Source organism: Nocardia sp. NPDC003979, assembly GCF_053605015.1.
This window is the reverse complement of record NZ_JBSGIJ010000005.1, coordinates 348,073-360,966: the sequence shown is the minus strand read 5'-3', so window position 1 is coordinate 360,966 and position 12,894 is coordinate 348,073. Positions and strand designations below refer to the sequence as shown.

The following is a 12,894-nucleotide window of genomic DNA, read 5'->3' as shown; positions in this document are numbered from 1 at the left end:
ACACATCAGGACATGTCCACAGAAAGAGCCTGGTCATGGAGCAACCCGACGAGCGGACTCGACCGTCGGACCACAGCGACGACCTGGAAATGTCCGCCGTAGGGGCGAGACGACAACAGTGAATCAGCGTGCGAGACGTCACACAATCGGCCACGGTCTTGATTACGCATAACCGGGGCCGTTGGCCGCCCCCAGGGCTGATTTCGGTTCCTAAAACCACCGGCACGTGATCTATCTCACGCAACAGAAGGTGATCGAGCCTGATCGAAGGTGGTCGTAGTAGCCCGTGCCGAATAGTTGCCAATACTTCGATTTACCACTCTGAGCTGTGCATTGCCCGTTTGCCCCGCGCCTTCTACTTTCATCTCGCGGCCGGAAATCGGTCGCTGAACTGCAAGTGAGGGTGAGGCGCCGATGTGGGAGCGATCTAGTGGACAGCCTGCCGACTAGGCAGCGCCCGCACGTCGCGACAGGCCGTCGGCGATAGCGATTCCCGCGCGGTCACCGGATGACCCGCAGCACCAAATCAGTGCACGTCAAAGCCTGGAATCGCCATGCCCACTTGCCTTTTGAATGGAGCATCAACATGTCCACAATCTCGACAATGACCGTGCACGTGGAATTTCCCGGCGGCGCACGATTCTTCTACGATCTGCCCGCCGTTGAGGTCGAGGAGTTCGTAATTGCGGCACGCCGAGTCGGCGCGTCCGCGAGCATCGTGGGCAAGTCGTCCCCGCGCGTCCTGTCGAGCGTGCCCGAGCAGGCTGCCGCATGACCGCGAACATTGTCGAACCCGAAGCCAACCGCACCGCGCCGATCTGGAATTGCGCCGTCGCGCACGGAGCGAAGAACGCCCCGATGACGGGCATGCTCGGACCGGGCACCGGCCTTGTGCGGGTCGCGATGACCTCGGCGGTGGCAGCGGCGATTGTCCTGGCCTCGAACTCGGCGTTGGCCCAAGCCGCGCCGACGCAGCAGCCCGGGCTCGCTGGTCCTGCGACAACGCAGCCGGGTTTCGAGGCGCGACCGACCGCTCCGGTCTCGCCTCCTGCCGAGCAGTCCCCGTTGGGAAGTGTGATTCCCGCGCCCGCGTTGCCGAGTGATCCGAGTCAGTATCGCGACCCGCGACCGTCCACCGGTCAGGGAACTGGCCCTGTGCTACCTCAGCAGCAATCGAGCCCGCAGCGACTACACCAGCCCGCGCCGGAACCGGTCGTGGTGGAGTCCGCGCCGATCCCAGCCGAACCTCCGAAGGTGATCATTCCTCCTGCCCCGGAGAAACTCGGTCTCGGCGATCTGACCATCGACCGCCCGGACTGGGTGCCCGCCGATGTGGCGTGGAAGGTCAACGGCCACGTGGCCCTCGCCCAGCGCGACACCAACGCCGCCCTGCAATCGGCGGGGATCAACGCCTCCCGCGCCGACATCATGTCCACTGCGATGGTTCTGGGTGGTGCGAGCGGACTCGGCATCGGAGCAATCACTTTCGGAGTTCCCGCTGCGGCGATCGGAGCCGTCGGCGGCGGTCTCGTCGGAGCTGCGATCGGCGGTGTGACCGGTGCCGCGGCAGGCACCCTGGTGCCGGTGCCCATCGTCGGTATCGTCCCCTCCGCCGTGGCGGGAACCGCGCTGGGTGCGGCGACGGGCGCAGCGGTCGGCGCCGCGTTTCTCGGTGTTCCCGCCGCGGTTGTCGGTGGTGTGGCTGGCGGAGCGGTCGGCGCTCTCGTCGGCGGAGTCGCGACGGCGGGTGATGGCTCAGATTTCGTCGCTCCGCCGGAAGAATCCCCCGGTCCCGGTGCGCACGATCAGTCGCTGCACGATCAGCTGCGCGCTGGCGCCGATTCCGCACGATCGGTGAGCGAGTCGGCGGTGGATTGGGTCCAGGCCCAACCCGGCGGGGTCGAGGCGGTTCACGCGGTCGCCTCCGCGCTCGAGGGTGGCGTGCAGGCGTGGCAGAACGAGCCGATGGCCGCGCCGGTGGACACCGCGTTCGCGGAGGTGACCTCTGATGTCCTCGCCGCTGCCCGTTCGACGCCGGGAACCTCGGGCGTCGTCGACGCGGTCACCTCGACGATCGGCGAGCAGGCACCGCTGGAGTCCGACCAGCTCGGTCCGCTGACCGAGGTGGCGAACGGTGCGCTCACCGCTGTGCAGGGACTGGTGCGGTGATGTCGGCCGCGACGATCGCGCGGCGGACCGCGTGCACGGCGGCGCTGGCGGTGGTGCTGACATCGGCTGCCTCGGTGCCCGCCTGGGCTGATCCCGAACCGGCACCGACGGCGACCGACTGCTCGGATGTGATCACGTTGGCGGTCCCCGGCACCTGGGAGACCAGTGCCGACGCCGACCGTAACGTCGTACCGGGCATGCTCGGCCAGATCACCGGGCCGCTCCTGGCGGCCTTGAATTCCGCACCGCCCGCTGCGGCGCAGGCGGTACCGAAGCAGGTGGCCGGGTCCTCCGACGCGACGTCAGTGCGCGCCGAACAGGTGCCGTACGTGGCGCAGGTGGGCGGGCCGATCGCGGGCATCGCGACGGGAAATCCTTTGACACTGAGCCAGTCTCGCGCAAACGGCAAGTCAGCGCTCGAGGCGCGTGCCACGGAGTTGTCGCAAGCGTGCCCGTTGTCGAAGTTCGTCATTCTGGGCTACAGCCAGGGCGCGTTGATCGCGGGCGACTTCCTGTCCGAGGTCGGCAACCGCCGCGGTGTGATCGACCCCTCGCGCATTCTGGCCGGTGGGTTGCTGTCGGACCCGAAACGTTCGGCGTCGACCGTCGCGGCTGGTTCCGATAGTGCTCCGTCGACGCACTCGGTCAACACGAAGTCCTCGCCGGTGGCCGAGACGTTGGTCGGTGCCGACCCGGGCGGTGAGGGTGTCCTCGGTCAGCGCGACGGCGGGATGGGCGTGCTCGCTGAGCGGGTGACCACGATGTGCGCGCCCAACGACACGATTTGCTCGCTCTCGGGTAAGTCCAAGGTTGTCGCCGCGGTGGTGCCGCTGCTCAACATCACGCCGGAGGATCTGCCGAACTATGCGATCGGTCGCGGCCTGGAGCTGGTCAAGAATGTCGCCGAGGCGGATCCGCAGCTCATCGCGAAGGCCGCCAGTTCTGTGATCACCGAGCTGACGAAACTCGGTGTGGTCGCGGCGACTTCACCGTACTCGCTGCCGCTCACCCTGGCGGAGATGGTGTTTTCCTCGACGATGCTCGATGACGTCGCCCAGGTCATCAATATGCCCGAGTTCGATGCGCTGGTCAGCCTGACCAAACCCGACGAACTCGTTCAGCAGGCATCGCAGGCCGTGTCCTACCTCCTTCTGGACGCGCACCGGTCCTATGCGAGCAATTATACGGTCAACGCCAGCGGCGACACCGCCACGCAGTGGATCGTGAAATGGCTGACCGCGAAGATCCAGGCCGGGCTCTGATTCGGTGACCTCCTTTCCGCTTACGCCCGGTATCAGCGCGCCGGGCGCAAGCGGAATAACTTAGCGACCGCAATTCTCTCGGCACCCCGATGCCGCATAAATACCACTTCACCGCGTTCCCAGTGAATACAGGCCTTCACGAAACATGCCCAAGGAGGTGTATCTCGATGAGATCAGTATCGAAATTGCTAGCGCTGTTGATGGCGCTCGTCATGATTCCGGTGCTGGTTGTCGCGATATTCATCGATAGCGACCGGGACAATCCGAGTTTCGCTCAAGGAAAACTTGCGACTGGGATGGTTCCGCCCGAATTCGAGGCGTGGGTCATCCGGGCGGGCACTCTGTGCGAGGAGATCTCGGCCCCGCTGATCGCCGCCCAGATCGAGCAGGAGTCGGGTTGGAACCCCAACGCGGTCTCGCCGGCCGGCGCCCAGGGCTTGTCGCAGTTCATGCCTTACACCTGGCCGTCCTATGGCGTAGACGCCGATGGAAACGGCGTGATCTCTGCCTTCGATCCGGCCGACGCGATCATGGCGCAGGCGAAGTTCGACTGCGACACCGTCGCGCAGGCCAAGCAGGACCTGGCCAGCGGACGGATCAAGGGCGACCTGATCGACGTCGTGCTCGCCGCCTACAACTGCGGATACGGCTGTGTGATATCCGCTGGCGGGCCCCAGGTTGTCAATGGGGAGACCGAGGGATACGCGCCTGGGGTCAAAGCCAAGATGGCCAAATACGCCCAGCTCGGCACCGTCGAACTCACCCATTGCAGCCAGTTCCGCCCCGGCGCGGCCTTCGGCACGAACGTGGCCGCGGCGGCACTGTGCTGGCTGGGCACCCCGTATGCGTGGGGCGGCGGCGATCTCGACGGGCCGTCACAGGGAATTCGTGACGGCGGTGTCGCCGATTCCTTCGGCGACTACGAGAAGGTCGGCTTCGACTGCTCGGGGCTCGTCCTGTACGCCGTAGGGCAGGCGAGCGGCAAATCTATTCAACTTCCCCACTACACCACCTCCATCCTCAATGACACACGCGGTGATCCCGTAGACGAGAACGACATCCAGCCCGGGGACATCGTCTTTCCGAGTGGCGAAAATCCGCAACATGTCGCCATCGCGCTCGGCGGCGGACAAATGGTCGAAGCCCCCCAATCGGGGGATCAGGTGAAAATCTCCCCATTATCGAATTTGGGGCCGGGAATCGAAATAAGGCGATTCGGAGCAGGAATTCAAAAACAATGATGCCGAAAACTACTTGGACGATGCAGGCGGTCGCCGTGGCCGGGGCGGTACTGGCAGTGGCGGCATGCTCCACGGGCCAAGCCGACCACAACGCGCCGACAACCACCGCGACACCGACGACATCCGTCACGACCCCGACCCACACCACCTCGCGAGTTCCGGCGACACCGGCCTCGACACCACTGGCGGTTCCGACCGCTATTCCCGTCGAGATCGGCCCGGTCGACGACACCGACGTCGAAGCTGTCGCGGTCGCCGTGGCGCGAATCTGGTACGGGTGGGACACCACCCGCGATCTGTCTCCGCACGACGCCAAGCTGCGCGCGGCCCCGTTGCTCGAACCCCGGCTCACACAGCTGCTGCGCGACTATCCACCGATATCTGGCCCGGGAGCGGACTGGCTCGACCTGACCGCACGTTCAGCGGTACTGAGCGTGCCCGCTGGCGGCGTGCGCCCCGGCGCGGAGGTCGGCGCGCCCGCGAACACCGCGAACTCCGCGACCCGGCTCTTCGAGGTCACCCAGAGGGTCAGCACGGCAAACGGGCCCCTGCCGGAGCGTCACTTGGTGATCGGACTCGCACTGGTCAAGGTCGGCGCCGGTTGGCGGGTGTCCCAGGTGGGCGCGCGATGAGCGCGCGACCGCGGCGCCCGGTGATCGGCGGCATCGCCGGTGGCGTCGGCACGACCACGGTGGCTCATCTGCTCGGCGGCGTCGATGTCGGCGTCATCGAAGCCAACGGCACACAGCACGTCGACGTGCTGGTGACCCGCGCAACGGCCGTCGCGGTGCGCTGGGCCATCGCTACCGCCCAGAAGATGCCCGTGCGCCCGGTCCTGGTCGTCGTCGCCGACAGCGACGGGCGCTGGCCCTCGGTGGTGCGGCGCCGCCTGAAGATGGCCGCCGCCAACCTCGACACCCCGGTGCTGCGACTCGGTTGGCTCGCACCACTGGCCGCCAGCGACAACCCCTGGGGCCTGCTGGCCACCGGCGTCTTCGCCACCGACCGCAAGAGATATCGGTGGGCCGAAGTCGTACGTGAGTTCCGTGACGAGCTGAACCGCACGGTCGTCACCGCCCTCGAACACGAAACCTCCACCGCCCAAGCCATTTCCGATCCGGCGCCCGCCGACGAGCACGAACCCGCACGTCACGCGGGTGTCCTAACCGATAACTAGAGGGAAAAGCCCATGTCCACACTGCTTTTGGCCGCCGACTGGCTGGCCCAGGTCCCCAACCCTCCCGCCAAGGAATTACCCGGTGAGCTGGGTGATCGCGTCAACGACACGCTCGGCTACGCCAAATCCATCTGCTACGCACTGGCTTTCGCCGGACTGCTCGCGGTGGCCGGAATGCTGTTCGTGGGCCTGCGCGGTCGCAGCGACACAGCCAAGAACGCACTCGGGCACCTGCCGATGGTCATCCTCGGCATCGTCATCACCGGCGGCGCGGGCGGAATCATCGAGGCGTTTCAGTGAACAAGGCGCTCGGGGCGTTCGCGCTCACGGCAGCCCTGACCACTGTGGGTGCCGGAGCCGTCCACGCTCAGCCGCCGACGACCCCGGCCCCTCCGACCAGTCAGCAGCTCAGTCCCCAGAGTCCGGGCGGTGGCGGCACCGGCGAGCAAATTCCCCTCCGCGACCCCGCCACCGGCGGCGTGCGATGGGACCGGTTCGGTGGTGATCCCGCCGACGCCCCTGAGGATCTGGATTCCTTCATCGCCGACTCGCTCGGCTGGCTGCGCACCCTCGCGCTGGCCTGCGCGGTCGGTGGCGTGCTGATCAGCGCCGCGGTGCTGATGGTGGGGATTCGCGGGCGATCCGAGCAAGCCAAGAAGGCCCTGTTCTCGCTGCCGGTCGTGCTCGTCGCCACCGTGCTGTCCGGGTCGGCCTACACCGTCATCAACACATTTCTCTGAAAGCGATCGAACACCAATGTCATTGACTACCTCCGAGTTTCGCGACACCGCCAGCTTGGCGAAAGTGCGCCGCGCGTACCTGTTCGGGTCGATCACCGCGGCGGCGCTCGCCGTTGTCGGTGCACTCGCCGCTGTCGGCATGGGCGTCCACGGTGAGGCCGATACACCGGGCGACGCAATCGCAACAGCCGCGACGCCGGTCGCGACGGCCGCCGCGAAGGGATCGCTGGTCCCCCAGATTCCGCTCACCCGCTCCCCCGCCGACCCGGACTGGTTGACCGCCGCGCCTCTGGGGCTGTCTTGGCAGCGCGTCGACGGCGTGCCACTGCCGTTCACCGGATCGGATGGACCCTCCCGCATCGACGGGGCCATCGCCTCCGGTTACGCCCACACCCCGCAAGGCGCGACCGTCGCGGCACTGCAGATCGGCATGCGACTGCTCTACTCCCCCGACTTCGCCCGCGTCCTCGACATCCAGACCGCGATCTCCGACGCCGACCGGCACCAGATCCTCACCGCCCGTGCCAGCCAGCCTCGGCCGGACCCGGCCGCCGTGCAGGCCAGCACTGTGCAGCCCGCCGGATTCAAGATCGGCGACTACACCGACGACGCCGCGACCATCTACTACGCCTACCCCCGCGCCTCCGGCTCCTACCGGATCACCCGCCAAGCGGTGGTGTGGCGCGACGGCGATTGGCGCTACAGCAGTGAGCTGAGCGCCCCGGCGCTGCCAGAAACGGCCGACCTGACCGGATTCACCCCGCTGTAGCAAGGAAAACCCTGATGTTCACCACCCGAGAATTCGCCGAACACCCCGCACACCGCCACCCACGCTCGCCGCGGCGCTGGTTGCCGGTGGCCGTCACCGCGGTACTGGTCACCGTCGCCTCCATCGTCGCCGTCGTCGTGTTACGCGACCAACCACACGATGTCGCGACACCGCCAGCACCCGACGCGCTCACCACCACGACACCACCGCGCGAGCTGGAATGGAAGTTGATCAACGGCATCCGCCTGCCATTCGGCGAAGACGGGCCCGCCCAGGTCGATGGTCCGCGCGCGCACGGCTACTCCCACACCCCGCAGGGCGCACTCCTGGCAGCGTGGCAGATCGCCACCCGAGTGCTGACCGACGCCCGCTACGAGCAGTTGCTCGGCACTCAAGTGCGCGGCGACCTCGGCCAGCAACAGCAGGTCCGCAACGCGGTCACCCAGACCCGCAACCTGTCCGCCGACGAATTCGACGCGGCCTTCCGTCAGCCGGTCGCGTTCCAATTCGCCACCTACACACCGATGTTCGCGCGGATCTACTTCGCGGTCCCGTCGACCAAGGGCGGCTTCGACTTCGTCCGCCGGGCCGCGCTCTGGGACGGCAACGACTGGATCTACCAGCTCGATTCCGGCCTACCCGAACTACCGAACTCCACGGGCCTGACCGGATTCACGACCTTCCAGGACAGGGCAGGGCGATGAGAACGAACACCTGGTCGATCCTGCGGCCCCTGGCGCTCGTGGGCATGCTGCTGGCGCTGCTCGTGGGCCCCGTGGCGGTGGTCGCGGCCGAGCCCGCGCCACCGAACATGCCACAGAAACTCTCCGAACTCAGCGCCGAGCAGAAGAGCTGGCGCGACGCCGACGGCGTGATCTGGTGCTCGCAGCACCCCCAGTTCCCCGGATGCGCGGACAAACCCGACACCGGCTACCTCTACCCCAACGACGACACCGCGTTCCGAGCCCAAATCAACAACGGCGCAACACAAACCACGATCGACCTGAACCCGGGCCGCCTTGCCGACAACACCGTCGGCAAGGCGGTGGACTCGGCCTTCGGCAAGGCCGCCGAATCCATCGGCAAGTTCAGCGGTGACCTGCTGGTCGAGTCGATGACCTGGTGGATCGGCACCGACTCGATCAGCCTGTCCTACGCGGGCGTGATGGCGGACAAGGCACCGGTGCAGCAGGTCGTCTTCTTCATCATGATGGCCGGAATCTTCACCGGTTCCATGGTGATGATGGTGACCCGTCGCACCGAGCCGGGCGCGCAGATCCTGCTCGGCGGAGTGAAATACATAGTCATCTCCTCGATGGCCCTGATCGTGCTCTCCGGCGCGATCCACGCCGGAGACGACTTCGCCCACCAGATGATCGACACCGACGCCAACCAGTTCGGCCAGCGAGTCCAAGCCATGCTGGGCACCTCAACCATCGGCAACTCCGGCGGCGTGCTGCTGCTGGGTATCGTCGCGTTCCTCCTCGGCGCGATCCAGTGGGTGATGGGCTTCGTCCGCCAAGCCGGAATCGTCGTGTTGTACAACCTCATACTCTTCGCGGCGGCTGGACAGCTCACCACATGGGGACGGCAATGGTTCCCGCGCATCGCCGCGACCTGCGTGGCGCTGATCCTCTACAAACCCATGGCTGCCTACATCTACTCTCTTGGCTTCGCGCTGATCGGCGAAGAGCAGTCCTTGACCACCTTGGTCACCGGACTGATGGTGGTCGCGCTGGCGGTGATCGCCCTGCCCGCGCTGCTGAAATTCTTCGACTTCATGGGCATGCACGTCTCCGGTGGCTCCGGCGCCCTCGGCATTGCGGTCGGTGGTCTCGCGGGCGGGGCACTCGGCGCCGCCGCGGCGATGGGCGGTGACGGTTTTTCCTCTAGCGGAGGTGGATTCGCCAGCTTCATGTCCGCGTCCGGCCCCGGTGGAGGCGAGACCGACCCGTCACCGGGGAACGGGGGCACAGCCGCTCTGCCGTCCGGCGGTGGACAGGCTCGATTGGAGTCCGGGTCCTCCCCGAAAGCGCTCGGCACCGGCCGTTCCGGGCTCGAACTCGAAGCCGGACCCGGCTCGCAGCCCGAGAATCCCGACGCCTCTGGCACACCCACCACACCCAGCGACAGCGGCGGCAGCGGCATCGACCTGGCCGGTACCACCGAGACTGGCGGCACCGCAGCCGCCAGCGGCGGATCGGCCGCGGCAGGTGCGGCGGCCACCGGCGGGGCCTCTATGGCGGTCCAAGCAGGGCTCTCGGCGGCGAGTTCGGCCGCCGAAGCCGCCGACGACATCGGCTCGGAGATGACCGGTGACGACCTCGGACCGCAGCGGCCATGAGCGCCCGCGCATCTCTCTCGACCAGGACACATCAGCACACCGCACATCAGGCGGCACACGGTAGGGACACCCAATGAACGACACACCCGGATACGGCGGATTCCGCGAGGTCAAGGGCTTCGGCCTGGGCCGTCTCGGCACCAGCGGCACAGCCATCATCGGAGCCACCGTGGTGGGCCTGGCCTTCACCACCTTCATCGACCTGATGCTGGCCTTCCTCGGGCTGTTCATCGCCATCCCCGTGCTGGCGCTGACCATTGTGCCGGTGGGCGACTCGCAACGAACCGTTGTCGAACACCTGACCTGGAACATCCGGGCGTGGTGGGGTAGCCGGCACAACAGCGACGCCTACGCCGCCGATGTGTTCGACGAGGTCCCGCGCGGGCAGAACCTGCCCGGCGTGCTGGCCCCGCTGATGCCGTTGACCGTCGAGGACGGTCGCGGCGGCACGCAGTGCCTGATCTGGAATCGGCGCACCGGCATTCTGTCGGCGGTGCTGAAGGTCTCCCCGGTCGGTATCACGTTGGCCGACAGCGCCGACACCAACGCCTGGGTGCGCAATTACGGCAGCTGGCTGGCCGATCTGGGGTTCACCCCGATCATCTCCTCGGTCGTGTTCACCTGCGAATCCAGCCCGACCGGCGGTGTCGACCAGCGTGCCTACACCTTGGGCCGCATGGAGCGCGACGGTAAGAACGCACCCGCGCTCGCCAAGACGATCATGAAAAAGGCTGTCGAGCAGTCACGTTCGACCACCGCCGACATTCAGATGCGGGTCACGGTGAACTTCGATCTGTCCAAGGCATCGCCGCAACCCGCCACCCTGTCCGAGGGCGCGGCGGAAGTGGTGCGGTGGCTGCCCCGCATCGAATCCGCACTCGCCGCGGCCGGAGCGACCGTGACCGACCGCGCGTCCACCGCATCGGTGATCCGCAACATCCGCGCCGCGGTCGACCCGGCCGTCCGGATCTCGGCCTCCGACACCGCGGACAACGACGATGACCTGCTGACCTGGGCCGACGCGGGCGCCCTGCGCACCGAAAGCACCAAGGAGGTCTACTACCACGACTCCGGCTATTCAGTCACCTGGGTGTTCAAGAAGCCACCCAACAGCGTTGTGCGCCATGACATCCTGCTCAAACTGGTCAGCCCAGGACGGTACTACCGACGGTTCTCGCTGGTCTACCGACCCTACAGCGCCGCCGCGGCGGCTGACATCGTCGAGCGCGAGATCCAGGGCGGCAAACTCCGCCAGGTCTGGAACACCAAGACCAAGAAGGACGAGACCCAGCGCGAGTACGACGATCGGGTACGCGCGCGTCGAGCCGCGCAGGAGGAGTCGATGGGCGCGGGCCTCGGCCGCTTCACGATGTATGTCACGACCACGGTGCGCAGCGAGGAAACTCTGGCGGCCGCCTGCGCCGATGTCGAGGACCGCATCAGCGGCACCAAACTGCGATTCCGTCGGGCCCGCGGCGCACAGGCCGCCGCGTTCGCGTCGTCCCTCGGCTACGGCGTCGAACCGACCTCGGGACTCTCACGCAGCGCCGCACAGAGGTGGCTGGCATGACCGAAACCGCACAGCTGCATCGGGCAGCGGCCAGCGCCGGTGTGGCCGAACGCTGGCTGGCGAGACTGGGAGTTATCCCGGCCTACCGCAAACAGGAATCCCGTGATCCTGACGAACCTGGTCAGGAACCGTTCAATCCGTTCGCTCCCTTCGCGTCTCTGCCGCCGATTCCCGATGCGCGCGGCGAGAACCGGCCCTTCGGTGGGTACGCTCACAACGTCGACGCGGGACGCCTGTTCGCGGGCACCACCAGTCAGATCCAAGGTCTGTTTCCGTTCGCCGCCGCCTCCGGTGCCCGGGTGCGTGGCGTCCCGTTCGGCCGCCACCTCCACACCGCCGAACCGATCGGGCTCGATCCCTCGCAGTGGCTCGTGGACGGGTTGGTCACCAACACCGGCCTGTGGGTCCAAGGACAGCCCGGCATCGGGAAGTCCACCGCGATCAAGCGGTTGATGGTCGGATTCGTCGCGTTCGGTTTCGCGGCGGTGATCCCCGGCGACATCAAAGACGAGTACACCCCGATCGTGGAAGCGTTGGACGGCAAGGTGTTCCGCATCGGGCGCGGCCTGCACAGCCTCAATCCCCTCGACCTCGGGCCCCTGCGCGGCGCGATCGACGCCGCGGTCGGCACCCAGCGCGACCAGTTGGTCTCCCAAGCCCGCGGTAGGCGGCTGGACCTGCTGGAGTCGCTGATCACCATCGTCGGCGGGCAGGACCTCACCGCCACCGAACGGCTGCTGCTGGCCATGACCGTCGACCAAGCCGATGCCGCCAACCACCGCCACGGTCGGCCCGACCCGACAATCCCCGAGCTGGTGCAGATCCTCGACTCCGCCAGCGAACCGCTGCTGCGCGTGGTGGCGGCCCGCGACGAACACGAGTACCGGCGCGAGATCCGCGAGTTGCGCAACACGCTGGTCTTGCTGTGCGAGGGCCCGATCAAGGGCATGTTCGACCGGCCGTCGAGCTTCTGTCTCGATGCCGATCTGCCAGCGATCTCGCTGTCGCTGGGAGCCGTGGAGGACGACGGCGACGATGTGGTGGCCGCCGCGATGATGTGCGCGTGGGCGTGGTCGGCGGGCCTGATCGAGGGCAAACAGTCGGCCGGGCAACGACGCAACGTCTTCCAACCCCAAGACGAGCTGTGGCGGGCACTGCGCGCGGCTCCCGGTCTGGTCGAGAAATCCGACCGGATGACCCGACTCAACCGCAAACGCGGGGTGGTCTCGGCCCAATCGACCCACACCATCACCGACCTAGAGGCGCTACCCACCGCGGCCGACCGCGCCAAGGCGAAGGGCATGATCGCCCGCAACGACATCAAAGTCATCGGCGGCCTCGACCACGCCGAAATGGCACGGCTACACGAAATTTCACCGTTCACCTCCGGCGAGAAGGACCTGGTCACGCGCTGGTCCGCACCGCCGACGTGGGTGCCCGGTCAACGCCATCCCGGCCGTGGGAAGTACCTCATCAAGTCCGGCTCGCGCATGGGGTTGCCGGTGAATGTGGACCTGACGCCGGAAGAACTCGAACTTTTCAACACAGATGGTGCGTTCGCCGGACTCGACGGCACCGTCTCTGGACGGAGTAGCCGTGCGGCATGAACGACCGACTCGGGA

13 protein-coding genes are annotated in these 12,894 nt (G+C 67.0%); all 13 read left to right on the top strand.

Annotated features, from left to right (window positions below; all coding sequences use genetic code 11):
• Positions 1-604 precede the first annotated feature (604 nt).
• The 13 genes from ACWEVR_RS13995 (at position 605) to ACWEVR_RS13935 (ending at position 12,879) form a co-directional block, all read left to right on the top strand.
• Positions 605-775: a hypothetical protein gene (locus tag ACWEVR_RS13995; protein ID WP_452467250.1), complete on the top strand. Its 171-nt coding sequence runs from the start codon at positions 605-607 to the stop codon at positions 773-775.
• The gene (locus ACWEVR_RS13990; protein ID WP_452467249.1) at positions 772-2,169 is read left to right on the top strand and encodes a hypothetical protein; all 1,398 of its coding nucleotides are present in this window, start codon (positions 772-774) and stop codon (positions 2,167-2,169) included. Before ACWEVR_RS13995 ends, ACWEVR_RS13990 begins: the two co-directional genes overlap by 4 nt.
• Positions 2,169-3,431 carry a cutinase family protein gene (locus ACWEVR_RS13985; RefSeq protein WP_452467248.1) on the top strand — a complete coding sequence of 421 codons (1,263 nt, stop codon included), beginning with the start codon at positions 2,169-2,171 and terminating at the stop codon, positions 3,429-3,431. The genes ACWEVR_RS13990 and ACWEVR_RS13985 overlap by 1 nt, the downstream gene beginning before the upstream one ends.
• Positions 3,432-3,598: 167 nt before the next feature.
• Positions 3,599-4,672 carry a C40 family peptidase gene (locus tag ACWEVR_RS13980; protein ID WP_452467247.1) on the top strand — a complete coding sequence of 358 codons (1,074 nt, stop codon included), beginning with the start codon at positions 3,599-3,601 and terminating at the stop codon, positions 4,670-4,672.
• The gene (locus ACWEVR_RS13975; RefSeq protein ID WP_452467246.1) at positions 4,672-5,304 is read left to right on the top strand and encodes a hypothetical protein; all 633 of its coding nucleotides are present in this window, start codon (positions 4,672-4,674) and stop codon (positions 5,302-5,304) included. The genes ACWEVR_RS13980 and ACWEVR_RS13975 overlap by 1 nt, the downstream gene beginning before the upstream one ends.
• Positions 5,301-5,849 carry a hypothetical protein gene (locus ACWEVR_RS13970; RefSeq protein ID WP_452467245.1) on the top strand — a complete coding sequence of 183 codons (549 nt, stop codon included), beginning with the start codon at positions 5,301-5,303 and terminating at the stop codon, positions 5,847-5,849. Before ACWEVR_RS13975 ends, ACWEVR_RS13970 begins: the two co-directional genes overlap by 4 nt.
• 12 nt (positions 5,850-5,861) lie before the next feature.
• Entirely contained in the window at positions 5,862-6,149 is a 288-nt protein-coding gene (locus ACWEVR_RS13965; protein WP_452467244.1) for a hypothetical protein, read from the top strand.
• Positions 6,146-6,589, top strand: coding sequence for a hypothetical protein (locus ACWEVR_RS13960; RefSeq protein WP_452467243.1), 444 nt, complete (start codon positions 6,146-6,148; stop codon positions 6,587-6,589). Before ACWEVR_RS13965 ends, ACWEVR_RS13960 begins: the two co-directional genes overlap by 4 nt.
• A 16-nt stretch (positions 6,590-6,605) precedes the next feature.
• A complete protein-coding gene (locus ACWEVR_RS13955; protein WP_452467242.1) occupies positions 6,606-7,358 on the top strand; it encodes a hypothetical protein in 753 nt (250 codons plus the stop codon).
• 14 nt (positions 7,359-7,372) lie between these two features.
• Positions 7,373-8,062: a hypothetical protein gene (locus ACWEVR_RS13950; RefSeq protein WP_452467241.1), complete on the top strand. Its 690-nt coding sequence runs from the start codon at positions 7,373-7,375 to the stop codon at positions 8,060-8,062.
• On the top strand, positions 8,059-9,702 hold the full coding sequence (locus ACWEVR_RS13945; RefSeq protein WP_452467240.1) for a hypothetical protein: 1,644 nt from the start codon (positions 8,059-8,061) through the stop codon (positions 9,700-9,702). The genes ACWEVR_RS13950 and ACWEVR_RS13945 overlap by 4 nt, the downstream gene beginning before the upstream one ends.
• 73 nt (positions 9,703-9,775) lie before the next feature.
• A complete protein-coding gene (locus tag ACWEVR_RS13940; protein WP_452467239.1) occupies positions 9,776-11,272 on the top strand; it encodes an SCO6880 family protein in 1,497 nt (498 codons plus the stop codon).
• On the top strand, positions 11,269-12,879 hold the full coding sequence (locus tag ACWEVR_RS13935) for a hypothetical protein (RefSeq protein WP_452467238.1): 1,611 nt from the start codon (positions 11,269-11,271) through the stop codon (positions 12,877-12,879). Before ACWEVR_RS13940 ends, ACWEVR_RS13935 begins: the two co-directional genes overlap by 4 nt.
• Positions 12,880-12,894 lie beyond the last annotated feature (15 nt).